Genomic DNA, 23874 nt, shown 5'->3' on the forward strand with positions numbered 1-23874 from the left:
CTACCTCACCGCCGTGGCGCCCGTGTCGCGCCGGACCGGTGACCGGCCGGGACCGGCGGGCGGCCGTCGCCGTGGACGACCGTGATGTGGCGTTCGGGGCCGGGGGTCTCGAGCTCGTCGACCACGGCGACGGCCAGGTCCTCGGCGCTGATCCACGAGCGGCCGTCGGCGGCGACGAGCAGGCGGTCGGTGCCGCGCCGGTAGCGGCCGGTGCGTTCGCCCGGCTCCAGCAGGGCGGGCGGGCTCAGATAGACCCAGTCGGCACCGGCATGGCTCCGGCAGGTCCGCAGCTGGGCGACGCCGGCGGCGGCGACGCTCCGCCACGGAGCGGGCACGTGGACGGGGTCGTCGGCGACCAGCAGCTCCTGGTCGCCGGTGCTGCGCAGGGCACCGGCGCCACCGACCACGAGGACCCGGATCCCGAGCCGGGCGCCGGCGTCCAGCACCGTGCAGGTGGCCCCGACCAGGAACTCCTGGTCGGCCGGGTGGGTGCGCAGGGTCAGGACGACGGCGTCCGCGGCGGAGCCGGCCAGTGCCGTGTGCACGGCGTGCGCGTCGCTCGCGTCGACGGCGAGCGGTGTCACGTGACGGTCCTCGTCCGCCGGTTTCCGGGACAGGGCCAGGGCCCGGTGTCCGCGCAGGCCGGCCTCGCGGACGACGCGGCGGCCGACCATTCCGGTGGCGCCGAGCACGGCGATCGTCTTGCGGTTCCTCATCGAGTCCGTCCCTTCGGGGAGTTGAACTGTGCGGCGAGCAGGGCGGCCAGGGCGAGCACGAAGCCCAGGATCTGCGGCACACTGAGCGACTCGCCCAGCGCGAGACCGACGACGGCCGCGACCAGCGGGGACAGCAGCACCAGCGGGGCGGTCGCGCCGACCGGCAGCTTCCCTATCCCGCGGAACCACAGCGTGTACGCGATCAGCCCGCCCATGGTGCCGAGCCAGAGGTAGCCCGCGGCCGCTCCGGCGTCGATCCGCTCCGGCACGCCCTCGAGAGCGAGGGTGAGCGGGAGCAGCAGCAGGCCGCCGAACGCCAGCTGCCAGCCGGCCAGGGTCAGCGGCCCCGCCCCGGCGGGGCGGCCCCAGCGCTTGGTGAGCACGACTCCGGCGGCCATGACGGCCGTGCCGCCGAGTCCGGCGAGCACCCCCACGGGATCCAGCCGGGCCTCCGGGCCGAGCACGACGAGCCCGACGCCGGCCACGCCGATCACCGCCCAGCTCAGCCGCCAGAACGTCGGCCGGTCATGGAGCACCGCGATGCCCAGTCCGGCGACCAGCAGCGGCTGGGTGGCGCCGAGCGTGGCGGCGACACCGCCCGGGAGCCGCTCGGCCGCGAGGAACAGCAGGGGGAAGAACGCGCCGATGTTGAGCGCGCCGAGGACGGCGGCCTTCCACCACCAGTCCCCGCGCGGCAGCACGCGGGTGAGGGCGAGCGCGAGCAGCCCGGCGGGCAGGGCCCGCATCAGCCCGGCGAACAGCGGCCCGGGCGGGAGCAGTTCCGTGGTCACGGCGTAGGTGGTGCCCCAGGAGGCGGGGGCGAGTGCGGTGAGGGCGACGGTGGCCGCCCGCGGCGCCCGCGGGGCGCGCGGCGGGGCCGGCGACCGCTCGGTCAAGGTCTGCATGGGGGAAGTCTGCGCAGCGACCCGCTATGAATCCAAAGCATGCTTGCCATGACAGCCATGAGCCATGACGATGGTCGGGTGGATCTCCAGCAGATGCGGTACGTCGTCGCCGTCGCCGAAACCCGCAACTTCACCCGCGCCGCCGAGCGCTGCTCCGTCGTGCAGTCGTCCCTCAGCCACCGCATCGCCGCCCTGGAGCGGGAGCTCGGCGTCCGGCTGTTCGCGCGGTCGAGCCGCCGCACCGAGCTCACCAGCGCCGGAGCGGCGTTCGTCGCCGCGGCGCGGGAGTGCCTGGCCGCCGCCGGGCGCGCCGCCGCCGATGCCGCCGCCGCGGCCGGTGCGGTGCGCGGCCGGCTCGCGGTGGGGGTGATCGTGACGACCGCCGCCGTCGACGTACCCGAGCTCCTGCAGCGCTACCGGGCCCGGTACCCGGACGTGCATGTGGTTCTCCGGTCCGGCCGCAGCGACGAGATGGCGGCGGCGATCCGGCGCGGCGAGCTGGACATCGCCTTCCTCGGCCTGCCGGAGGACCAGCGGCCGGCCGGGGTGGAGACGGTCGTCCTCGATCACGACGCCCATGTGCTGGTGGTGCCGGCCGGGCACCGGCTCGCGGGGGCCTCCCGGGTCACGCTGGACGAGATCGCGGCGGAGACGTTCGTGGACTTCGTGGCGGGCACGCCCGCCCGGGCCCAGTCCGACCAGGCGTTCGCCGCCGCGGGGCTGGCCCGTGAGGTCGCGTACGAGGCCGGCGTGGTCGAGCTGATCATCCGGCTGATCGGGCGCGGGCTCGGTGTTGCGCTGCTGCCGTCGGCGTTCATCCGGCCGCTCGCCGCCGGCGATCCCGGACTGGCGCTCGTCCCGGTGGTCGACGGCCCGCACCGGATCGAGTATCTGGCCTGGGGCCGTTTCAACCCGAGCCCGGCCACGCAGGCGATGCTCGATGTCCTCGGGGTGCGGCGAGGCACCGGGACCGACGGGTGACGTCCGGCGGCGCCGCGGGCGGACGCGCTTTCGTCACGTGGATCCTCTGCCCGGGGCAGGGGGCACGGGGGCCCGCGGACGGCCCGCCCGGGCCCTCCGCGGCCGGGAAGGGACATCCGATCAGGCCGTCGTCACGCATCGCCCCGACCCCGCCACGACGGTCGCTGTCAGCAGCCTCACCGGCTCCGCCCAGGCGAGGAGCTCCGCCCCGGCCGGCGGCGGGGATCCGGTCCCGCGGACCGAGCGGATCGGTGTCGCGCCCCACGGGACCGCGGCAACGGGCACTCGCCGGAACCGGTGGCCGGCGCGGACGGCGGTGTGGTGGCCTTCGAGTCGGGGACGGCCAACCCGGTCCCCGGAACCGACGCACCGCACAGCGACTACCGGCGGACGGCTCCGGGTGCGCCGGCGCGCCGCGTGGTGGTGCCCGGCGAGTCCACGCCGACGCCGCAACTGTCCGCGCGGGGGCACCAGACGGCACGCATCCGATCGGCGACGTGTTCGTCCGTACCCGGCGCTGAGCCGGGCCGGCGCTGAGCCGGGCCCGGCACGGCTGCTCCGGCAGTTGCGCGGCTACTCCGGCAGATGTGCCTCCGGTGCGTCCGGCCGGTGGTCGGGCAGCGCCGACTCGGCGGTCGCCTCGTGGTGCAGCCGCAGGAACTCCAGGTGCCGCTCGTACTGGTCGAGGACGTCGGCGATGAGCTGTTCCTTGGTGTAACCCATCACGTCGTAGCCCTGGTTGCCCTCGGCCAGCTGGACCTCGAAGCGCACATAGGTGTCGTGGGTGCTGACCGACCGGGTGGCGAACCCGGGGGTCGGCATCTCGACCGGCCAGATCCGGTAGACGAACTCGTCGACGGGGCCGATCGGCACCCGCAGGCCGACGTGCGGGAGGCCGTTGTCCTCGTCGACGCCCTCCAGGAGCTCTGCGTCCGTCCCCTGCTGCCGCAGTTCCTGGGTGACGTCCCGGAAGGCGGGCCGGCCGACGTCGTCGACGAACCGGGTGGCCGCCCGCCGGCCGGGGAAGGCCATCGCACGCGCCAGCCGCTGCCGCCAGTTGCGCACGCCCGGCGGGTGCGGGGTGCGCCCGGAGAGCGAGGCGGGCAGCGTGGTGGTCAGCGCCTCCTCCCGCATCCGCTCGGTGCGCAGCGCCAGATAGAGCCCCGCCATGATCAGGAACATCACGAAGGAGAACGGCAGGCCCATGATGATGGTGGCGTCGGTGAGCGCCTGCACCCCGCCCACGATCAGCATGGCGAGGGTGAGCAGACCCGTCGTCAGGGCCCAGAAGATACGCAGCCACGGCCGGGCGTCGGTCACCGGCGTGGGCAGGTCGGAGCTGAGGTTGCCCATGACGAGGGCACCGGAGTCGGCGGAGGTGACGTAGAGCAGCAGACCCACGAACGTGGCGAGTCCGGCGCTGAACAGGGCGCCGGGGTACTGGTCCAGCAGCCCGTAGAAACCCTGTTCGGGGACGGTCATCGCGAGTTCGCCGAACTCGGTGTCGCCGTCCCGCACCACGAACAGCGCGCTGTTGCCGAACACGGCCAGGAAGATGCCGGTGAACAGGAACGGGATGATCAGGGTGGCGGCGACGAACTGGCGCAGGGTGCGGCCCCGGGAGATCCGGGCGAGGAACAGCCCGACGAACGGCGCCCAGGCGATCCACCAGGCCCAGAAGAACAGCGTCCAGGCGTCCAGCCACTCGGTCGGCTGGTCGTAGGCGAAGGTGTTCAGGGTCATCGACGGGAAGCCTGCGACGTAGTCGCCGACGTTCTGCACGAGGGCGTTGAGCAGCCGGAACGGCTCGCCGACGATGAGGATGAAGAGCATCAGCAGAATGGCCAGCAGCACGTTGAGCTGCGACAGCCGGCGGATGCCCTTGTCGACGCCGGCCACCGCGGAGACCGTCGCCATGACCACCGCCACGGCGATCAGGCCGATCTGTGCGGGGAGCCCCTCCGGCACGTCGAAGAGGAAGTTCAGACCGTAGTTGAGCTGCACCACGCCGATGCCCAGCGACACCGAGATGCCGAACACGGTGCCGATGATGGCCGCCAGGTCGACGGCGTCCCCGATCCGCCCGTGGATCCGCCGGCCGATGATCGGGTACAGCGCGGAGCGGATCGCCAGCGGCAGCCGGTACCGGAACGCGAAGTAGCCGAGCACCATGCCCATCAGCGCGTACATGGCCCAGCCGGTGATGCCGTAGTGGAACAGGGTCCACACCACCGCCTGCCGGGCCGCCTCGATCGACTCCGGGTCGCCCTCCGGCGGCGCGAGGTAGTGGCTCACCGGCCCGGCGACCGAGAAGAACATCAAGTCGATGCCGATGCCCGCGGCGAACAGCATCGCCGCCCAGGCGAACAGCCCGTAGTCGGGCTTGTAGTGCTTGGGTCCGAGCTTGACGGTGCCGTACTTCGACACACCGATGAACACCACGAACAGCAGGTACAGGGTCGCGGCGAGGAAGTAGTACCAGCCGAACCAGGAGGAGATCTTGTCGACCGCCACTCCGATGGCCTCTTCCGCCCCGGAGGGCGTGATGATCGCCCAGATCGAGATCGCGAGGATCAGCACGGCCGATCCGGCGAAGACCACGAGCTTGAGTGAGCCCTCACCCCGCGGCACGGTTCCCTCGTGCTCCTCGAGTGCCGTTGTTCCGCCCTTGTCTCCTGCAGTCGACACGGCTGTGTTCCTCCTTCGCTGAGGACGAGGACGTCGGCTCCGCACGGGCCCGCGGCGGCTGCCGCAGGTCGTGGCCCGTGGGGGGCACGGGAGACATCTCGTCGTACCCGGACACACTGGGCACAGGTGATACGGCAGTCTCCTCACCAGCTTTCGGCCCGTCCAGTACCCGCCGGACGTGTTGCCGCTTCCACCGGGCACGCCGGTCCGAACGGCCCACAACCGGGTCGCGTGCGGGCCGGTGGGCGCCGACCATGGGTGCATCGCGCGAGGCGGGCCGGCGCCCGGCGTGGAGCGGCCGGCGGGAGCGGGGGCGTCGGCGCCCGTGGGCGGGGATACCTCCGGAGGTGGAGCAGCGGTGGGCAATCTGGTCGTCGTCGGAGTGGACGGCTCGTCGTCGAGTCTCGCCGCGGTGGAACAGGCCGCCCGGGAGGCCCGGCTGCGCCGGTCGGAGCTGCGTGTGGTGCACGCCTTCGCCCATCCGGTGCGGCCGTCGTACGCACCGCCGGACCCGGCTCCGGCCCGGCGTCTGGTGAGCGAGGCGGCGCAGCGGGCCCGGAGCCTGGCGCCCGGGGCGGAGGTCACCGAGGCGGTGGTGGACGGCAGCGCCGTGGCGGTGCTGGAGGCGGAGTCACGGGCCGCGGACCTGGTGGTGGTCGGCTCCCGGGGCACGGGCGGTTTCCTCGGCATGCTGCTGGGCTCGACGGCGGTGTCCCTGGCCGCCCACGGTCGGTGTCCGGTGCTGGTGGTCCGCGAGACGCCGGCCGAGGACGGCCCGGTCGTCCTGGGCGTGGACGGCTCCCCCGTCGGCGAGCCGGCCATCGGGTTCGCGTTCGCCGAGGCGGCGCTGCGCGGCGCCGAGATCGTGGCCGTGCACGCGTGGCTACCGGAGTACGCGCCGGTCGGTACGGGGGTGGAAAGCGCGGAGCGGCTGCTGGCCGAGGCGCTCGTGGGCCACTCGGAGGCGTACCCGGACGTCTCGGTCCGGCACGAGGTGACGAGCGGCGAGACCCGCGAGGTGCTGATCGAGGCGAGCCGGAGCGCCCAGCTGCTGGTCGTCGGGGCGCGGGGGCGCGGCGGGTTCGCCGGCATGCTGCTGGGTTCGGTGAGCCAGGCGCTGCTGCACCACGCGCACAGCCCGGTCGCCGTGGTCCGCGGGGAGGGATGAGGGGTTCGCCCCGGCACCTACGGGGTGAGGCGTTCGCGTCGCCGCACGCCCGGGCCCGGTCGGGGATCGTGCCGCGGACGCGGAATCCGGCACGCCCTCCCCACCGTCCGGGGGACGTGGGGCCCTCGCTCACCTGCGCCGACCGGCCACCGCCGGTCTCCTAGCGCCCGATCGGCTTGCGCCCGATCGGCCGGGCGGACGGGCCCCGGCCCGCCGCGGGGATGGCCGGAAGCATGCGGTGCCCCGGTCAGGAGCGTACGGAGGGCGGTCCGCGCGGCCTACGATCACTGCCGGGGCCCGGCCGGTCCGGGAGCCCTGCGATCGCCCTCGCCCGCGGGAGGAGCTCTCGATGGACACCCTCGTCTCTGCGCGACGCGTCCTGCTCGGCCCGCCCGGCGAGCTCATCGACGACGGCGCCGTGCTGGTCCGGGACGGCGTCGTCGCCGATGTCGGCCCGCGGGCGGAGGTCGCTGCCCGCGCCCCGCACGCCGTCGCGGGCTACTCCTGCCCCGGGGGCACGGTGCTTCCGGGGCTCATCGACGCCCATGTGCACCTGGTGCTGGACGCCGGACCGGACCCGGTCGCCACGCTGGCCGCGACCGACGACACCGCGCTGGTCCGGGACATGGCCGAGCGGGCGGTCCGGCTGCTGGACACCGGCGTCACCACCGTGCGCGACCTCGGCGACCGCAATCATCTGGCGGTCCGGCTGCGCGGGGAGATCGCCGCCGGGCGGCTGCCCGGTCCGCGCATCCTCACGGCGGGGTCTCCGGTGACCGCGCCCGGCGGCCACTGCTGGTTCCTCGGCGGCGAGGCCCGGGGCGCGGAGGCCATCCGGGAGACGGTCCGGCGCAATGTCGAGCACGGGGTGGACGTCGTCAAGGTGATGGCCACCGGCGGGGGTCTCACCCGGGGCGGACCGGCGATCTGGCAGGCGCAGTTCACCGAGGAGGAGCTGCGGCTGGTGGTCGAGGAGGCGGGGCGGGCCGGACTGCCGGTGGCGGCGCACGCCCACGGCACCCCGGGGATCGCCGCCGCGGTGGCCGCCGGTGTGGCCACCGTCGAGCACTGCACCTGGATGGGCCCCGGCGGGTTCGACGTCCGGGAGGACCTGGTGGCGGAGATCGCGGCCCGGGGCATCGCCGTGTGCCCGGCGGCCGGCCCCGGCTGGCGCGGCTTCGCCCGGCGGTTCGGCGCCGAGCGGGCCGAGGAGATGTTCACGCGGATGCGCCGGATGCACGAGCGGGGGGTACGGCTGCTCACCGGCACGGACGCGGGGGTGGGGCACGCCGTCTTCGACGACTTCGTCTCCAGCCTGGAGTTCTTCGAGCACATCGGGTTCTCTCCCGCCGAGATCGTCGTCCTGGCGACCCACGGCACCGCACAGGCGCTGGGCATCGGCCACGACACCGGCCGGCTCCGGCCCGGCTGCCGGGCGGATCTCGTGGCCGTGGACGGCGATCCGCTGACCGATCTGCAGGCGCTGCGCGCGGTGCGGCTGGTGCTGCAGGGCGGACGGCCCCACCTCGTCGGCGCGGCGAGCCGCCGCTGATCAGCGCGGTGCCCGGCGGCGCGGTCAGTCGACCGGCCAGGTGTGGACCGGGGCGTTGAGATGCATGTACTCGATGTACGCCTCGGTCATCCGGCGCAGGGCCTCGTGCCGGCCGCAGCGGGCGGAGGCGTCGATGTGGTGGAGCATCTCCTTCTGCCAGGCAGCTCCGTTGCGGCCGGTGACGCACCGCTGTTCGATGATGCCGAGCAGCGGTTCCCGCCAGGCCGCGTCCATGCCGGAGCGCTCCAGGCCGAAGTGGGCCAGCGGCAGCAGCCGTCGCAGGACGAGCTCGGAGGCCGGCACCTCGCCCATGCCGGGCCAGTACATGCGTGCCTCCATGCCGTGCCGGGCAGCCGTGTGGAGGTTGTCCTCGGCCGCCGAGAAGGACATCCGCGACCACACCGGCCGCTCCTCCTCGGCCAGGGCTCGGGTGAGCCCGTAGTAGAAGGCGCCGTTGGCGAGGGTGTCGGCGACCGTGGGGCCGGCGGGCAGCACCCGGTTCTCCACCCGCACATGCGGTCTGTCCTGGGCGATGGCGTAGACCGGGCGGTTCCAGCGGTAGATGGTGCCGTTGTGCAGGGTGAGCTCGGCCAGCTCCGGCACGTCGCCCCGGTCCAGGGTCTCGACCGGATCCTGGTCCTCGCACAGGGGCAGCAGTGCGGGGAAGTAGCGCAGGTTCTCCTCGAAGAGGTCGAAGACGCTGGTGATCCAGCGCTCCCCGAACCAGACCCGGGGGCGGACGCCCTGCACCTTGATCTCCTCCGGCCGGGTGTCCGTGGCCTGCTCGAACAGCGGGACGCGGGTCTCGTGCCACAGCTCCTTGTCGAACAGGAAGGGGGCGTTGGCGGCCAGGGCGACCTGGATCCCGGCGATCGCCTGCGCCGCGTTCCAGTAGTCGGCGAACCGCTCGGGCGACACCTGCAGATGGAACTGGGTGCTGGTGCAGGCGGCCTCGGGGGTGATGGTGTCGGCGTAGGTGCGCAGCCGGTCCACACCGTCCACCTCGATACGCAGGTCCTCGCCCCGCGCGGCGAAGATCTGGTCGTTGAGCAGGCGGTAGCGGGGGTTCTCCGAGAGCGCGGTCTCGCCGACGTCCTGCTGCCGCAGGGTGGGCAGGATGCCCGTCATGATCAGGTGTGCACCGACCGTTGCGGCGCGTTCCTCAGCGTGATTGAGGGCGGCGCGGATCTCGGATTCCCAGGCGTCCGGGCCGCCCGCGGTCAGCCGCCGCGGCGGCACGTTGATCTCCAGGTTGAACCGGCCCAGTTCGGTGGACCAGGCGGGGTCCGCGATCGCCTCGAGCACGTCGTTGTTGCGCATCGCCGGTTCGGCCCGGTCGTCGACGAGGTTCAGTTCGATCTCCAGGCCGACCTGGGGCCGCTCGGCCTCGAAGCGCTCGTCGCGCAGCATCTGCGCCAGCGCGTCGAGGCACTTCTGCATCTTGATCCGGTACCGGCGGCGGTCCTCTCGGGTGAAGACCAGCGCCGGGACGTCCCGTCCCATCGGCCCCCTCCCGTTTCCCTTGCACGGACCCCCCTCAGTCCCAGCGTCGCACCACCGGGCGACTCCGACCACGCGAGGAGACGCCCGGGGCACCGGTGCTGGCACGCGGTGGCCTCCTGCCGCAGGTCCGGAGGCTAGGACTGGGGCCGCTTGCCGTGGTTGGCGGCGTGGTTGCGGCGGGACTTCTTCTTCCGGCGTCGCTTCGAGGACATGGGAACCTCCGTCTGTTCGCCGAGCCTGCTGCCGTGCCGCCCGCGGCCCGGCGTGTGTGCTGCCGCACCGGTCGTGGCCGGACCGGTGACATTCACGGCCGGGGTCGTGCCGGTCCGACGCCCGAGATCTCCGGCGACCCGCCGTCCGTCAGGCCCGCTTCCTGCCGCTCACGTGCCGTCCGTGCGGCGAGCTCGTCCTGGTTCGGCCGGCGGGGCATGCCCCTGCCGTGCCCCGTGTCCGGATCGCCTTCGACCGCCTGGTTGGACTTGTGGTGGTGCGCCATAGCGACCTCCTCGGGTGAGGGGGTGCCCGGACGTCGGCACGCCCGGGGCCCGCCCCATGTGTCCGCTTCCACCAAAACGCGCTGGCGGGGGCTATGCAAGCGGAGCGGACCGGACCGGGGCCCGCCCGCGGGCGCGGAGCGGCGGCGGAAGGTCCCGTGCGGAGGAGCCCGGGTCGGTCAGGCCCGGGCTCCTCCCTCAGTCACGTGCTAGCACTCGCCGCGCCAGCGCACGTTCTTGAGCGTGATGTCGGCCCAGTTGGCCTTGTACTGGCCGGGACCGGGGTTGTAGTGCAGGCACTTGGTGTAGGTGTTGCCACGGTAGGTGTAGGTCTGGTCGATGTGATCGGCTCCCGGGTAGGCGTAGCCGTTGTTGAACGTCGACCTCACGTTGTAGATGGTGCCCGACCAGTTCCCGGCGGTCCGCAGCAGGAGCCGCCCGGACTGGTCGTATCCGGAGTACGCGCAGAAGTACCCCTTCCCGCATCCGGGCGGGTTCGGCTCCGCGGAGGCCGACGGCGCGGTCGCGATGACACCGGCGAACGCCGCCGCGGTGGCCAGAATCCCGATGGCACGCTTGCGCATGCTGTTTCCCCCTTCGGCTCGTGAATGAGTCGTTCATGACAGTAGTGGCCAAGTCATCCCTATACCGGCCTTCCTCCGGGAATGGCAGAAACTGGTCCGTAGTGCGCCACGGGCGCACAGGGCGCACACGTCACGGGGAACCAGCGGTGGGACCGATCCCGCGCAGCTGCCGGATGGTTCCGCCGAGCTTCTCGCGGAGTCCGGCGAGCATGGCCGACTTCGCACTGACCACCCAGCGCGGGCCGACCAGGTACGTGCCTCCGTAGACCGCCGCCTCGGCCAGCCAGGTCCGCTGGTACTTCTCCTCGGGGAAGGTGGTGATCAGAAAGTCCGCCTCCGGGGTGTGGCACAGGCCCTGCCGGAGCTGGTCCGCGTCGACGCGGATCGTGGCCCGGCAGCCGGTCAGACCCGCGATCACCTCGACCTTGGCCGGGGCGACGACCCCGGCCGCCGGGGCTGCCGACGTCTGCGCCGGCCGGGGGTCCTCGGCCGGCTGATCCTGGGCGCCACCGCTGCACGCGGTGAGCAGCGGCAGCACCGCCAGGGTTCCGACGACGGCCGCGCGCCGCACGGCCGCGCGGGCCGGGGCCGTGCCTGGGGGTCCTCCGGGTTGCTGGGGCACGTCACCTCTCCATGGACTGGTGCGGGTGTTCATCCGGATCACGGGCAGCACGCCGCCGCTGTCACACCGGGGCGCCCCTCCCTCCGGCCGGCCGGGGACCGCGCAGCATGCGCAGGGCGACCACGCCCGCGCCCGCGACCAGCAGGACCACCCCGGCCAGGACGGCGAACGCCATGCCGCGGCCCAGGCCCAGAACCGTGTCCTGACCGTCCGTGCCCACGCCCGGCACCGCAAGGTCCAGACCCCGGCAGGCGGACTGCGGGGCGGTGGCCGGTGCCCCGTCGGCGACCCGGAACTGGAACGCGCTGCTCTGGTGGTCGCCGTCGACGGACGTGACCGTGTACGAGAGGGTGGAGACCCCGGCACGCAGCGGGGCGACCGCGGCGCAGACCACGGAGTCGCGGACCACGACCGGGCGGCCCACGGGCACCGCGGTGCCGTCGGGCCCGGTCAGCGCGAGCTTCGGCACGGTGCCGGTCTTGAGCCTGCCGAAGGTCAGGGAGACGACGTCGGTGCCGGTGGCGATCTCGCCGCCGGGCCCGGGCGTCGCGTCCTCGAGCGCGGTGTGGGCGGAGGCGGGCGTGCCGCCGAGGACCAGCAGCACGCCCAGGCACCCCAGCAGGGCGGCGAGCGCCCTCAGAAGGCGAAGTCGGCGCATGCGATCCGGTTGTCCATCGCCTCGCGGGGGTGGACGACGAGGGCGACCGCGTCCTCGCCGGTCTTACGGGTGTTGTTCACCGTCGTCATGCCCTTGCCCGACGCGTCGGCGGTGAACATGAGGTGCACCTCGTTCGGCGGCATGGTCGGGCCGCCCTTCTCGAACTGGAAGTGCTCGCCGCCGTTGTCGGCGGAGCACGGCTGTGCGTGCAGGTGGGCCATGTAGGCGTCGCCCGGTTCGAGGCCGGTGAGGGACACGGTCACCGTGGTGCCCTCGGCGCCCTGGGCCAGCCAGGCGGTGCCCTCGACGCCGTCCATGCCGGGCGGGCGGGTGTCCAGCAGCTCGAGCGGGCCCTCGACGACGTCGGCGCCGGGGATCTGGTCGGCGGGCGTGGCCGACGGGTCCCCCATCGCCATGCCGTCCATGTCGTGCATGCCGGCCTTGTCCTTCGCACCCGCCGTCGGAGACGCCGAGGAGGAGCCGGCGGACGTGTCCGCCGTGTCGCCGGAGGAGTCGCCGCCGCAGCCGGTCAGCAGGGCGGCCGCCGCCGTCACGGCGGCACACGCCAGGGCGAGACGGCTGCGTGAGCGGGCCCCGCGGAGCGGCGCGGAGGCGGCGGCCGGACGGCCCGAGACGTTCGAGGAGGACGACGGAGCTGAGGGGAAGGAGGGGTCTGAGGGGAACGAGGGGTTCATGGAGCGGTCTTCCGATCGGTAGGGGCGAGTTGCCGGGGCAGGTGCCCGTGACGGGCGTACCGGCGCCCGGTGGCCCCCTGCGGACCACGGCGTGTCTCAGTGCGGCCGGCGCGGGCCGCCCCGGCTCCGGGCCGGCGACCGAGGCCGGGGGGACCGCCGCCGGACCCGCGGGCGCCGTCCGGAAGAGCACCTGGCAGACCCGGCGCAGCGGTGCGAACAGCAGGGCCGCCAGGGCCCTGCCGAGGCGGTGGACCGCCGCCTCGCCGTGCCACAGCCACACGCCGCACACGAGGGCGGCGAGCAGATGCGCCAGCAGCATTCCGGCGGAGCCTCCGTGTGTCACGGCGGAGATCCCCGGGCCGGGCGCTCCGTGGACGCCTGCATGGTGCCCGGCATGGATCCCGGCGTGGATCCCCGTACGGGTCCCCGCAGGATGTCCGGCCCCCGCACCGGGGAGCGCCGCGAGGCTGAACAGCACGTGCATCAGACCCTGGGCGACGACCGTGGCGCCCACGACCTCGGCGGCGCCGCGTTCCCGGCCGGTCGGCCACCACGCGGCCGTGGCGACGCCGGTGAACGCGACTCCCACCGCCCACCAGGGCAGCGGCTCGCCGGACATCAGCGCATGGCCCAGAGCCGTCGTCACCACGCACACGGCCGCGAACACCGCGGCGCGCACCGTGCGCAGTGCGTCCGCCGGGATTGCGGCGACGCCTGCCGCGGGGCGGCGGTGATCCGCCCCGCGGCCTCGGCGGCGCAATGCGGGCATCGGGCAACTCCTCAGGACCTGCAGGCTTCCCGTTCCTTACGGTCGGCCGGGCCGCAGCGTTCACCGATGTGCGCAGAAGTTCCGGACCGCGCCGCCGGGCCGCTTCTCACGGGGTCACCTGCACGGTTGCCTCCACGGTGACCTGGTCGATGTCCGAGACGCGCACCGTGGCCCGCGCGGTCCAGGTGCCGGCGAGCGGGAGGTCGAGCGTGTCGCTGCCCCAGTAGCCGCGCTGGTCGGCGAGTTCGGCGTCGAGCGGTCCCACCTGCTGCTCGGCGTGGGTGAAGGTGAGGCGGAGTTCGGGGATGGCGATGAGGCTTCCGTCGGTGCCGTAGACCACGGCCTCCACCACGTTCCGGCCGACCCGGCCCGGCTCCAGGGTGATCTGCACCCGGCCGCGCCCGTCGGCGGCACCGGTGTCGAACGGGATCTCCGTCAGATTGACGTCGGGCCGGCCGGGCACCGCGGAGGCCGGTGCGGCCTCGGCGGCGGACCGCGCCGGCTGACTGCCCGTCAGCACGGTGGTGACCGCGAGCACCACCACCCCGATCACCACCTCGGCCAGTACGGACCTGCGCAGTCCGCGCCGCGCGGCCCCCGGACCGGGGCCGGAGCTGCCGGGGCCGGAGCTGCCGGGGCCGGAGCCGCTGGTGCCGCGGGCCCCGGTCTCCGGCCCGGGCGGCGGCGCCTCGGCGCCGCCGCCCGCGGTGACCAGCACCGGCGTCCGCTCCTCCTCCCGGGGAAGCTGCCGGAGCCGCTCAGTCCAGTTCCTCGAGCAGGAGGCCGCGACCAGCATCAGTGTCACGGCCATCGTCTTGAGCGCGAGCATCCTGCCGTAGGGGGTGGTGAACGCGTCCCAGGCACCGAGTCCGCGCCAGGACTGGTAGACCCCGGTGGCTGCCAGCACGGTCACGGAGGCGAGCGCGAGCCGGGAGAAGCGGGTCACCGCGGCGGGCGGCAGCGCGGCAGGTTCCGGGGACCGGTACAGCGTGTACAGAAGTGCAGCCAGTCCGCCGAGCCACACGGCCATGGCCAGCAGATGCAGCACGGCCGAGACCAGGGCGACGGGCACCTGGATGCCGGTGGCGGCGTGATCGGCGGCGGCCCAGGTCGCCGCGAGACCGACGGCGAGGGCGGTCCCGGCGATGACCGTACGCCGGTCGGCCCACCGCTCGGGCGGCAGGCGGCGCAGTATCAGGGCGAGCAGCAGGAGCAGGGCCAGCCGGGACAGCAGCGCGAGGCCGGGCCGGCCGGTCACCGTACGGCCCAGCAGCTCCGGGTCGAGCGCTCCCGCCGGCCCGTCCCCGCTCTCGTAGGGGCCCCGCACCAGCAGCAGTGCGGCCGTGGACACCGCCAGCGCCCACCATCCGGCCAGGAACGGTCCGCGCAGCGCCCGTACCGCCGCGGTGCCGGGCCGGCAGACCAGGACGAACACGGCGATGCCGATCAGCAGGGCCACGCCGGCGTAGGCGGTGTGGCGCCCGACGGCGTCGAGCACGTCGACGGCCGGGTCCACGGCCTGCCGGGCGGCGGCCTCGGCCGGGGTCGGCGAGGGTGCGCCCAGGGAGAAGGTGAAGGCCCCGGAGACGGCGTGGCCGTCCGCCGAGAGCACCCGCCAGGTGACGGTGTAGGTGCCGTCGTCGAGGCCCCCGGCCAGGGGGACGCGTGCGGTGTCCGCCCGGCCGTCGGCGTGTTCGGGGTCACCGCCGGTGACCGGGCGGCCGTCGGGGTCGAGGACCCGCACCGAGTCCTCGGCGAGTTCGACGGACTCGTTGAAGGTGACCGTGACCTGCCGAGGCGCGGTCTTCAGCACCGTTCCCTCGCGCGGGTCACTGCCCGTCGGCACCGCATGTGCCGAGGCCGGTCCGGCACCGCCGAGCAGCGCCCAGGCCAGCACGGCGACCAGTGCCGCCAGCGCTCTGCCCGCACGCCGCCGCCCGTGCCCGCCCTGTCGTCCCACGTCAGCTCTCCCTGCGCCGGGCCAGCCACCACGCGCCGCCGCCCAGTACCAGCGGCACCGCGACCACCAGGCCCGTGAGCAGCCCGGTGGAGGGGCCGCGCTGCTCGGCCGGGGCGGCGTTCCCGGCGGGCCGGGGGTCCGGGGCGGTCGCGGCGCTCGCGGTGTCCGTCAGGGGCAGCACCGGGGCGGGCTGTTCGGGCTCCGCCGCGCCGCCGGGGAGTTCGATCCAGCGGGCGACGGCTCCGTCGTCGTAGGTCTCGACGGTCTTGAACACCAGCTGTGCTGCGTCCGGCAGTTGCCGGACCCTGACCCGGTGGACGGCGTCGACTCCGGTCGCGAGGGCGGGCCCCGAGACGGTGTAGCCGTCGTCACCGGGAGTCAGCCTCCAGCCCTCGGGTGCGGCGTCGAGCGTGACCTCTCCGGGAGGGATGCCCTCGGGCAGGACGACGCGGATCCGGGTGAAGCCGGCGCTGCCGGACTCGGCCTCGGAGACGAAGGTCAGGGTGACGTTCTCGGCCAGTGGCCGCGGGGTGTCGGCGTCCACCCGGGCATGGGCGGCGGCGGAGGCGGCCAGGGCGAGGACGGCCGTCAGCGCGGCGGCGCCGGCCGCCGCGGTGCGGCCGGCCGCGCGGGCGGCGTGGTGCAGGGACACGGGGATGGCTCCTTGAGGGGACGGCGGATCGCACCTGAAGGGGATACGGAAGCGGCGGCGGTTGTGTTCAACGGCCGCCCCGGACACCGGATCCCGGGACGCCGGACACCCGTCGTCCCGGGATATAGGACATGAAGTGTCCGCTTCATCTGCCACGGTGGTCCCCAGGGGTACGTACGGAACCGAGGGGAACCGGATCACAGTGATGATGCGCACCACGACACCCACGGCCGGGGCAGGGCACCGATGACCGTTCTCGATGCCCGGGCGCTGAACCGGGCGACACTCGCCAGGCAGTTGCTGCTCGACCGGGTGGACCTGCCGGTGCCGGACGCGGTCGCGCACCTGTGCGGTCTGCAGGCCCAGGAGCCGCAGGAGCCGTTCGTCGGGCTCTGGTCCCGGTTGTCCGCGTTCGACCCGGCGGAGCTGGACGAACTGGTGGAACGGCGGACGGTGGTGCGGACCCACCTCATGCGCCGCACCGTGCATCTCGTCACCGCCGAGGACGCCGTGGCCTGGCGTGCCCGCCACGAGCCCATGCTGCGCCAGCGGGTCCTGGCGGCCTACCGCCGCGAGCTCGCCGGGATCGACGTCGACGAGGTCGCCGCGGCCGGCCGGGCGGTCATGGCCGACGGTGAGCCCCGCTCGATGACCGGGCTGGGGCGGGCGCTAGCCGAGCGCTGGCCGGCGCCGGGGCCGCGGCCGCTCGGTGAGCTCATGATCGCCGCGCTGCCGCTGGTGCAACTTCCGCCGCGCGGGCTCTGGCGGACCAGGGCGGCGGTGCGCAACGCCCTGGTGCCGTCCTGGCTGGGCCGCGAGATCGACCCCCCGTCCGCGGACGGTTCCGATCCGGTGGGCCAGGCCCTGGTACGGCGCTATCTGGCCGCGTTCGGCCCCGCGGCCTCGGCCGATCTGCGCGCCTGGTGCGGGCTGGCCGGGCTGCCGGCCGCGGTGGCCGCGGTCCGCGGGGAACTGGTCGCCTTCCGCGACGAGCGGGGCCGCGAGCTGCTGGACCTTCCCGGCGCGCTGCGCCCCGATCCCGGCACTCCGGCTCCGGTGCGGTTCCTGCCGGCGTTCGACAACGCGGTCCTCGGCTATCACGACCGGAGCCGGATCATCGACGACGCGCATCGCGGTCTGTCCGTCGAGGGCGCCCGCATGGTCCTGGTCGACGGCCGGGTCGCCGCGACCTGGACCGTCGAGGACGCCGTGGTGCGTGTCTCCCCCCTGCGCCGGTTCTCCCGGGCGGACCGCACCGCCGTGGGTGAAGAGGGTCGGACCCTGGCGTCGTTCCTGTCGGACGGCGCCAGTGCCCGCGTACGGATCTCGGCCTCGCCGCGCTGAGCCGTCGCCGGGGGCGCCGGCCGGCTCCAGAACGGCTCGCTGTCGCGGCCCGCCGGTCTGCCCGGCGGTGAACCGCGAGCCGGGTTCGATCAGCGCGTCACCCCGGGGTGCTACGAATCGCCCACTTCCACCAACGGCAGGTCATGCAAGCACCGGCCCCGAATCACAGACGCAGCCACGCCAAACCCATATCAATAAATCAACGCAGATCGTCAGAACAGGGACGGAAAATCTTCCCGGAGTACCTGGACATCATCAAGTCTCAGCGGGAGCGGGGTGGGTGTCGGCGTGGAGGTCTGCGCGTCCAGCTCTGCCAGGAACTGCTCGCTTCCCTCGTCCGGGTCGAGAGGAGCCAGTCGGACGTGCCTGGTGACGGCGGCTTGGACTCGGGGGTCTGCCGCCATGCCTATTTCGCCCCACAAAGGCCATACGATAGTGAACTCATTCTCTTTGCTCTGGAAGGACAGCCTGGCCGTGTTCTCCAGGTAGGCGCCGGCTGCCCCGTAGTCGGCCTCGCCCTGCAGGCCGAGCGGGCTGATCACCGATCCGAAAGTGCACCATTGCCGTACCTGGCCGCGGAAGGCGGTCTTGAGGTTGTGGTGGCCGTCGATCTTGGTCTGGATGACGTCTCGGAAGCCGGTGAGCGGCTTGTGTCCCGGGGCGGCGCTGTGCCGGACACCGGCTCCGTTGATCAACAGGTCGATCTCCGGTGTGACGGCCAGGACTTGGCGGGCAGCCTCGGCGACAGCGCTCCGGTCCCGGATGTCGCACGGTACGTAGTGCGTGTTCTGCGGTCCGTTGATGTCCCGGAGGCCGGCGAGCGTACGTGCGGTTTCCCGGGCGGCCCGCAGCCGACCGAGTCGGCGGCGCGCCTCCGCGAGGGTTCGCCCGGGCTCGCTGTGCACGGCCTGTCGCAGGATCTCCGGCGTGAGGGCCCTGAATGCCTCGTCCTCGCACGTGAGGAGGTGCTGTGGCCAGCCGTCGAGAGGCGTGCTGCCGAGAATCCACAGGGTCGCGGAGGAGCGTGTGACCAGCGCTCGCACGCAGGCGGCAGTGATTCCTCTGCCGCCGCCGACCGCGAGGATGACGGAGGGCCGGGCGTGGCCGGGGACCGGTGCGGTGGCGGCTGCCTCGATCAGGCGGACCGCATGCCGCTGTCCTTGCACCACGCACACGCCGTGGGGGGTGGAGGCATGGGCAGACTCCCGCCGCAGCTGAGCCAGTGCCGTCTCCAGGTCTGCGGCATCCGTGGCGAGGGTGACGAACCGGACTGTGGGCAGGTCGAGAGCGAGGCCGGCGTTCATCCCCGTGAACAGGCCGGCCGCAGGGACGGGGGTGCCGTTCCGTACACCACCGAGCATCACGGTCAGGAATGTGCCGTTCTCCCCGCCGCCCGCACGCACACGGCTTGCCGCCAGGAACGCCAGTTCGTGAAGCCTGCGTACATGGTCGGCAGGCGGCTCGTCGGTCGGGCCGCCTAGGTCGGCGACGACCCGTACGTCGCGTAGAGGCCGTCGCAGCTCGACGCGGGCGGCCTCGAGATTGTCCCAGTCGCCGACCGGGGTGGCGACTGCACTCGTTCCGGGGCCGTCATTGCTGCCGGTGCAGACGATGGTGGTGTCCGCACTGTCGGCGAGGTTCACCAAGCGCGCTGCCAGCTCCGGCCGGTTGGTGAGCACGAGGCTGCCTCGCGGCAACGGGTCGAGAGGTGCGCTCTGCGGATGCCCGGTCGCCGGGGCGTAGACCAGTTGACAGCGGGGCCTTGGCCTGCCTTCGAAGGTGGCGGGCAGTTCGACGGGCAGGATGTTCAGCACCTGCCTGTCGGCCTGTCCGTGAACTCTGGAGGGCTTCTCCGGCGTCATGAGGGCCCGCAGGATGCCGAGCGCACCGTCGGCGCTGAGGAACGACGGCCGCTGCGGGCTGGCGCCCCCGGTCAACGTGATGTCGCGGGGGTCCTCCACTGACAGGGCGGCGGATGCACACCCGATACGGGCGAGCGCGGGCGTTCCACGTTCCCTGGCCAGGGAAGCGCGCGTCAGGGCGAACACGAATGCGCCTTCGGCGATGGAGTCCGCCTTGATGCCGGTGAGGGCCGCGGCCAGTGGGGTGGAGTTGCCGTTGGCGCCAATGACCAGGGCGACGTCGAGTTGGCCTGCGGACAGGAATCGGTCGGCGATTTCGACGGCCTGCAGGACCGCGTCGCGGCCCGCGCCGACCGCCAGAGTGAGTCCGTGCAGGTCCCATCGGCTGGCGATCCGGGCGGCGGTCACGTTCGCCATGAGTCCGGGAGTGACGTCGCCCGTCAGTGGTGGGACCTGCTGGAGAACCTGTGCCAGCCCCTCCGCGACAGCGTCACCGGAGGCGGGATGGCCGGCTTCCCGCAAAGCCGAGGCGAGGCGACTCAGGTTCGGCGCGTAGCTTCGGACCGTGGCCCCTAGGGACTGGCGCAGCGGCTCCCACATGCCGACCAGGACTCCGGTGGTGGCGGTGTGGTCCGACCACAGCTGACCGCAGCGCTCTTGCAGAGCCGCCACCGCTTCCAGTGCGATGAGTTGAGTGCGGTCGATCCGGCGCGCGGTGCGGGGTGGCAGGCCGCTGACCGTCATGGGGGGCGGCGGGTAGTGGTCGCCGAAGGTCAGCACCTGGTGGTCGAAGCCGGAGCGGATCCGCCGGAGCACGTCCTCGCGGTCGGAGACTCCCGGGAGATGGGCCTGCCAGTCCACGATCACGACGGGGTCCGGTGTCATCGCTCACCACCGGAGGGTCGGTCCGCCGGGTCGGCCGGTGGTACGTCACGCAGGAGGAGGTGGGCGTTGATCCCGCCGAATCCGAACGCCGATACCCCGGCCCGGCGCGGCCGCTCGGCAGCAGGCCAGGGGATGTCGGCCCCGGGGATGCGCAGGGCCTGGGCCGGGTCTGGTGTCGACCAGGTTCCGGGAGGAAGCTGCGCCGGGATCGCCCCCTGGCGGAATGCCTGGACGGCGTGTACCACCGACACCGCGCCGGCTGACCAGCCGGTGTGCCCGATAAGGGTCTTGTTCGAGGTCACCGGAATCGGCTGACTGCCGTAGGCCGCGTTCACGGCCTGCGCTTCGACGGTGTGCCCGATGGCGGTGCCGGTGGCGTGCGCAATGATCCAGTCGGGCCGCGAGCAGACGTCCTGCTGGGCTCGCCGTGCCCGTTCGAGAGCCAGTGTCTGCCCGATGACGGCGGGGGCGTAGATGGCTTTGCCGTGTCCGTCGGAGGCAGCGCCGAAGCCGTCCAGGACGGCCATGACCTCGTCGCCGTCGGCGCGGGCGCGGGCGAGCAGTTTCAGGGCGATGACGACTGAGCTGTCGGTGAACAGCGTTCCGTCCCCTTCATCGTGAAAGCAGCGGACGCGGCCGGTGGGGGTGAGCGTCTGGAGTTTCGAGAGGAGGATCAGCGATCGTGGGATGTTCTCGTACACGCCGCCGCACAGCGCGATGTCGCAGTCACCGTTCAGCAGCCGCTTGGCGCCGATGTCCATGGCGTAGAGCGAGGTCGCGCACGCTGCGTCGACTGCGAGTAGCTCGGTGTCCGCGGGCACCAGGTCGCGGGTGGCCGAGGCCATCAGCCCGGACGGCAGGAGGCGGGCGGCGTCGGCCAGGGCCCGTGGCAGCTCCGTGCGGATCAGGGCGAGGAGCAGCTGGGGGTCCGGGGGCGGTGCTCCGGTCTGCCGGTGGTGTTCTCGGATCCACTCGAGCGCCGCCACCGCGGCCACGCTCTCGGCCAGTGACTGGTTGCCGTCGACCGACTGGCCGATCACGCAGCTGTACCGGTCTCCGGGCCGGGTGGTGAGAGATTCGGTGGCCTGTATGAGGCAGTGCCGCAGCCATACCGCGCCTGCCCCGTCCTGCCAGCGGGTCGTCCCCTGGTCCAGTTCGCGCCGAAGCCGGGGGTGGGGGCGGAAGTCGTGCAGGAAGCCGGCGATCCGGGTGTAGGACTTGTCCTCAGTATCGGCTTCGGGGGACCAGAAGTCCTCGATGCGGAAACGCTCGCCCGGTTCGCTGAATACCGGCTCTGTGCTGTGCAACAGGTCCCAGAGCTGTTCGGGGCTGGACGCGCCCGGTACGGCGATGCCCATCCCGACGACGGCCACGGCCGGGAGAGCCGGCCGGATGCCCATGGGAGCCGGTTTCCGGTGGAGCGGTGCGGGCCGTTCGGCAGGCCGGGGTGTGAGGGCGGTGTCCGCTGACTGTACGGGCGCCGGGGGTGACAAGAGCGCAGCGCCGGTGGACAGGCCCCCGTCGACCAGGACGGTCTGCCCGGTCAGGTGCCGGGAGGCGTTCGACGCCAGGAAGAGAACTACCGCAGCCAGGTCTTCGGCAGGTACCAGGGAGCCGGCCGGTGTGGCCCGGACCGTCACTTCACGCAGTTGGTCGGCCTGGGGGAAGCCGTCGATCACCGGTCCTTCGACGAAGCTGGCCGAGGCCGCGTTCACGCGGATCCGGTGTGGCGCCAACTCGCAGGCCAGGTAGCGGGTGTAGGTCTCGACTGCAGCTTTGGCGACACCCATGCAGGCGTAGTTGCCTGCCACCAGGCGGGCGCCGATCGACGACAAGTTGACGATGGCCCCGCCACCGCGCGCGGCCATCATGGGCGCCGCTTCCCGGCAACACCACCGCAGGCCGTGGAAGCTGGTGGCGAGCGTGTGCTCCCAGTCCTGCTCGGTGAACTCACCCAGGGGCAGAAACGTGCCGCGTGCGGCATTGTTCACCAGAATGTCGAGCCCGCCGTGACGTTCGCGGATCTTCAGGAACATCTCCAGCACAGTGTCCTGCCGTGCCACGGAGGCGCGGATGGTCTCCACGGACAGTCCGGCGGTGGTGAACTCCGCCAGGAGCGACTCGGCCTCCCGCTTGGCACGGTACCAATTCACGATGACGTGTGCGCCGCGTTCGGCGAACCCTCTGGCCAGGACGCGGCCGATACCGTGCGCGGCACCGGTGACCAGGACGACGCGCCCAGCGAAGTCCCCGCTCACGCGGCGTCCATGCGGCGCAGCAGGTCGGCCAGATCAGCCAGCGTGCTGTAGTCGGTGATGCGCAGGCTCTTCGGCGGCTCGGCCCGCCCGTAGCGCCTGGCGGCGCGGGCGAACAGGGACAGTTGCGTCAGCGAGTCCACACCGAGCTCCGACTCCAGGTCCATGTCGAATTCGATGAGATCCTCCGGAGCCTCGGTCTCCTCGGCGTACATGCGCCGCAGTTCGGCCAGCAGCTCGTCCCACTCAGGCAGCGCAGTCGGGCCGGTGGCGGCACGCGCGGGTTCGAGGTCGTCGGCACCGGGTTCCGGGGCCGCGGTCAGCGGCGACGTCGCCGCTGCGCTGTCGGGGCGGAAGCCCGGCAGGGTGCTAGCGGCAGCCTCGAAGCCGGTGAGGTCGACGGGCTGGTCGAGCAGCGCGACGGTATGGGCCAGCCCGGTGGCCTCGTGGACGAAGTTCGTCAGAACGCGTCCGGCCCCGCCCTCCACGAAAGTGTCGCAACCGCGTGCGTGCAGCCAGCGGACGGCCCCGAGGAAGTCGACCGTCCGTGTCAGATGCCCGGCGATCAACTGGGGGAAGTCGTCCTCATCCCGGAGGAACCTGCCGTAGACCGGGGAGTAGATCCTGCCGTGGAGCGGAGATGCGGGAATCAGGGCGACAGACTCGCCCAGCTCCTGCGCGGCGGCCGCCATCAGGTGGTTGTGACTCAGGTAGGGCCACGGGACGCGGGCTTGAGCGACGCCGATCGCCGAGGCGGCATCGGACAGCAGGTCCACGGAGTCGTCGGTACCGGACACGACGGTCTGGCGCGGCCCGTTCACCGCGGCGATCTGGAGATCGTCCAGAGCCAGCACCCCGAGCAGGTGCGCGGTACGTTCCGCCGACAGACCCACCGCCACCTGGCTCCCGGAGCCGCCGTGGTCACGCATGGCGCGCGAGCGCAGGCAGATGATGCCGGCCCCGTCCCCCACGGTGTACACACCGGCGGCGACGAGCGCGGTCACTTCACCCATGCTGTGCCCGACCAGCACGTCTGCCTGAACGCCATGGACCTCAGTGATCACGGTGTGGACTGCGAGCGAGGTGGCGAAGATCGCCAACTGGAGCGTCTCGGGGTCCCGGTCCAGCAGTTCCTCCAGGCTCGGAGCACGGGGCTGCAGGAGGACCGGCGTGACGGGGGCGCAGCCATACTGCGTCGCTGCATGGTCCACGGCGGTCAGAACATCCCCGACGGCCGGGTGTGCGGCGGCCAGTGGCCGCAGGACCTCGGGCAGGTAGGAGCCCTGGCTGGGGAAGAGCAGGGCAGTACGATCCGGCATGTGTCCACCCTTCGTTGGACGAGGTGACGGTGCGTGGGAGACCGGGCCTCCACGGGCCTGCCCGGAGACTGGTGGTGGCTGTCGGATAAGGGGTTCACGAGCTGCCGGGGCCGCCCAGGCCGCCGCCCGGGGAGCCATGTGCCTGACCGGGACGGTCAGTTCGTGGTGTGCGCGCAGCCGAGCACGTGGGCGAAGGGTGGAAGAAACGGGAGTGGCCGGTAGCAGGACCGTTCGAGTCGGGTGGGGGCAGCTTCTCGGACTC

The 23874-nt window shown here is 73.1% G+C and carries 18 protein-coding genes; 4 read left to right on the forward strand and 14 right to left on the reverse strand.

Features of this window, described 5'->3' with window-relative positions; genetic code table 11:
- Positions 1-5: 5 nt before the first annotated feature.
- Positions 6-716, reverse strand: coding sequence for an NAD(P)-dependent oxidoreductase (locus V5O46_RS24710; protein WP_332886878.1), 711 nt, complete (start codon positions 714-716; stop codon positions 6-8).
- Positions 713-1621, reverse strand: a complete 909-nt coding sequence (locus V5O46_RS24715; protein WP_332886879.1) for an EamA family transporter — start codon at positions 1619-1621, stop codon at positions 713-715. The genes V5O46_RS24710 and V5O46_RS24715 overlap by 4 nt, the downstream gene beginning before the upstream one ends.
- Positions 1622-1699: 78 nt before the next feature.
- Here V5O46_RS24715 and V5O46_RS24720 point away from each other — a divergent pair, with 78 nt between their 5' ends.
- The gene (locus tag V5O46_RS24720) at positions 1700-2602 is read left to right on the forward strand and encodes a LysR family transcriptional regulator (RefSeq protein WP_332886916.1); all 903 of its coding nucleotides are present in this window, start codon (positions 1700-1702) and stop codon (positions 2600-2602) included.
- A gap of 573 nt (positions 2603-3175) precedes the next feature.
- Here the strand turns inward: V5O46_RS24720 and betT are convergent.
- The gene (betT, locus tag V5O46_RS24725) at positions 3176-5290 is read right to left on the reverse strand and encodes a choline BCCT transporter BetT (RefSeq protein WP_332886880.1); all 2115 of its coding nucleotides are present in this window, start codon (positions 5288-5290) and stop codon (positions 3176-3178) included.
- A 358-nt stretch (positions 5291-5648) separates the two neighbouring features.
- Here betT and V5O46_RS24730 point away from each other — a divergent pair, with 358 nt between their 5' ends.
- Both V5O46_RS24730 and V5O46_RS24735 read left to right on the forward strand, forming a co-directional pair.
- Positions 5649-6458: a universal stress protein gene (locus V5O46_RS24730; RefSeq protein ID WP_332886881.1), complete on the forward strand. Its 810-nt coding sequence runs from the start codon at positions 5649-5651 to the stop codon at positions 6456-6458.
- 349 nt (positions 6459-6807) lie between these two features.
- Positions 6808-8010, forward strand: a complete 1203-nt coding sequence (locus tag V5O46_RS24735; RefSeq protein ID WP_332886882.1) for an amidohydrolase family protein — start codon at positions 6808-6810, stop codon at positions 8008-8010.
- Positions 8011-8034: 24 nt separating this feature from the next.
- Here V5O46_RS24735 and V5O46_RS24740 read toward each other — a convergent pair whose 3' ends face one another.
- The 8 genes from V5O46_RS24740 to V5O46_RS24775 all read right to left on the reverse strand — a co-directional run bounded on the left by V5O46_RS24740 (position 8035) and on the right by V5O46_RS24775 (position 15947).
- The gene (locus V5O46_RS24740) at positions 8035-9513 is read right to left on the reverse strand and encodes a glutamate--cysteine ligase (RefSeq protein WP_332886883.1); all 1479 of its coding nucleotides are present in this window, start codon (positions 9511-9513) and stop codon (positions 8035-8037) included.
- A gap of 304 nt (positions 9514-9817) precedes the next feature.
- Positions 9818-10009: a hypothetical protein gene (locus tag V5O46_RS24745; RefSeq protein WP_332886884.1), complete on the reverse strand. Its 192-nt coding sequence runs from the start codon at positions 10007-10009 to the stop codon at positions 9818-9820.
- 207 nt (positions 10010-10216) lie between these two features.
- The gene (locus tag V5O46_RS24750) at positions 10217-10591 is read right to left on the reverse strand and encodes a hypothetical protein (protein ID WP_332886885.1); all 375 of its coding nucleotides are present in this window, start codon (positions 10589-10591) and stop codon (positions 10217-10219) included.
- 130 nt (positions 10592-10721) lie between these two features.
- Complete coding sequence (locus V5O46_RS24755; protein WP_408649049.1) at positions 10722-11213, reverse strand: hypothetical protein; 492 nt, start codon at positions 11211-11213, stop codon at positions 10722-10724.
- A 61-nt stretch (positions 11214-11274) separates the two neighbouring features.
- A complete protein-coding gene (locus V5O46_RS24760; RefSeq protein WP_332886886.1) occupies positions 11275-11871 on the reverse strand; it encodes a copper resistance CopC family protein in 597 nt (198 codons plus the stop codon).
- Positions 11850-12425, reverse strand: a complete 576-nt coding sequence (locus V5O46_RS24765) for a superoxide dismutase family protein (protein ID WP_332886887.1) — start codon at positions 12423-12425, stop codon at positions 11850-11852. The genes V5O46_RS24760 and V5O46_RS24765 overlap by 22 nt, the downstream gene beginning before the upstream one ends.
- 1016 nt (positions 12426-13441) lie before the next feature.
- Positions 13442-15295, reverse strand: coding sequence for a copper resistance CopC/CopD family protein (locus V5O46_RS24770; RefSeq protein WP_332886888.1), 1854 nt, complete (start codon positions 15293-15295; stop codon positions 13442-13444).
- Position 15296: 1 nt separating this feature from the next.
- Positions 15297-15947, reverse strand: coding sequence for a DUF1775 domain-containing protein (locus V5O46_RS24775; RefSeq protein ID WP_332886889.1), 651 nt, complete (start codon positions 15945-15947; stop codon positions 15297-15299).
- Between the two features lie 246 nt (positions 15948-16193).
- Between V5O46_RS24775 and V5O46_RS24780 the strand changes: the two genes are divergently transcribed.
- A complete protein-coding gene (locus V5O46_RS24780; protein ID WP_332886890.1) occupies positions 16194-17291 on the forward strand; it encodes a winged helix DNA-binding domain-containing protein in 1098 nt (365 codons plus the stop codon).
- Positions 17292-17503: 212 nt separating this feature from the next.
- Here the strand turns inward: V5O46_RS24780 and V5O46_RS24785 are convergent, their stop codons facing one another.
- The 3 genes from V5O46_RS24785 to V5O46_RS24795 form a co-directional block, all read right to left on the reverse strand.
- Entirely contained in the window at positions 17504-19969 is a 2466-nt protein-coding gene (locus V5O46_RS24785) for an SDR family NAD(P)-dependent oxidoreductase (RefSeq protein WP_332886891.1), read from the reverse strand.
- 65 nt (positions 19970-20034) lie between these two features.
- Positions 20035-22296 (reverse strand): SDR family oxidoreductase, encoded by a 2262-nt coding sequence (locus V5O46_RS24790; RefSeq protein WP_332886892.1) that lies wholly within the window; start codon positions 22294-22296, stop codon positions 20035-20037.
- Positions 22293-23612, reverse strand: coding sequence for an acyltransferase domain-containing protein (locus V5O46_RS24795; RefSeq protein ID WP_332886893.1), 1320 nt, complete (start codon positions 23610-23612; stop codon positions 22293-22295). Before V5O46_RS24795 ends, V5O46_RS24790 begins: the two co-directional genes overlap by 4 nt.
- Positions 23613-23874: the final 262 nt, after the last annotated feature.

It is taken from the genome of Streptomyces poriticola (assembly GCF_036689765.1).
GTDB lineage: Bacteria > Actinomycetota > Actinomycetes > Streptomycetales > Streptomycetaceae > Streptomyces > Streptomyces poriticola.

Bases quoted from the DNA above. Each gene is read 5' to 3' on its own strand.
- V5O46_RS24795 (WP_332886893.1), bottom strand. From the start codon at position 23,612: ATGCCGGATCGTACTGCCCTGCTCTTCCCCAGCCAGGGCTCCTACCTG.
- V5O46_RS24750 (WP_332886885.1), bottom strand. From the start codon at position 10,591: ATGCGCAAGCGTGCCATCGGGATTCTGGCCACCGCGGCGGCGTTCGCC.
- V5O46_RS24710 (WP_332886878.1), bottom strand. From the start codon at position 716: ATGAGGAACCGCAAGACGATCGCCGTGCTCGGCGCCACCGGAATGGTC.
- V5O46_RS24740 (WP_332886883.1), bottom strand. From the start codon at position 9,513: ATGGGACGGGACGTCCCGGCGCTGGTCTTCACCCGAGAGGACCGCCGC.
- V5O46_RS24715 (WP_332886879.1), bottom strand. From the start codon at position 1,621: ATGCAGACCTTGACCGAGCGGTCGCCGGCCCCGCCGCGCGCCCCGCGG.
- V5O46_RS24735 (WP_332886882.1), top strand. From the start codon at position 6,808: ATGGACACCCTCGTCTCTGCGCGACGCGTCCTGCTCGGCCCGCCCGGC.
- V5O46_RS24780 (WP_332886890.1), top strand. From the start codon at position 16,194: ATGACCGTTCTCGATGCCCGGGCGCTGAACCGGGCGACACTCGCCAGG.
- V5O46_RS24745 (WP_332886884.1), bottom strand. From the start codon at position 10,009: ATGGCGCACCACCACAAGTCCAACCAGGCGGTCGAAGGCGATCCGGAC.
- V5O46_RS24760 (WP_332886886.1), bottom strand. From the start codon at position 11,871: ATGCGCCGACTTCGCCTTCTGAGGGCGCTCGCCGCCCTGCTGGGGTGC.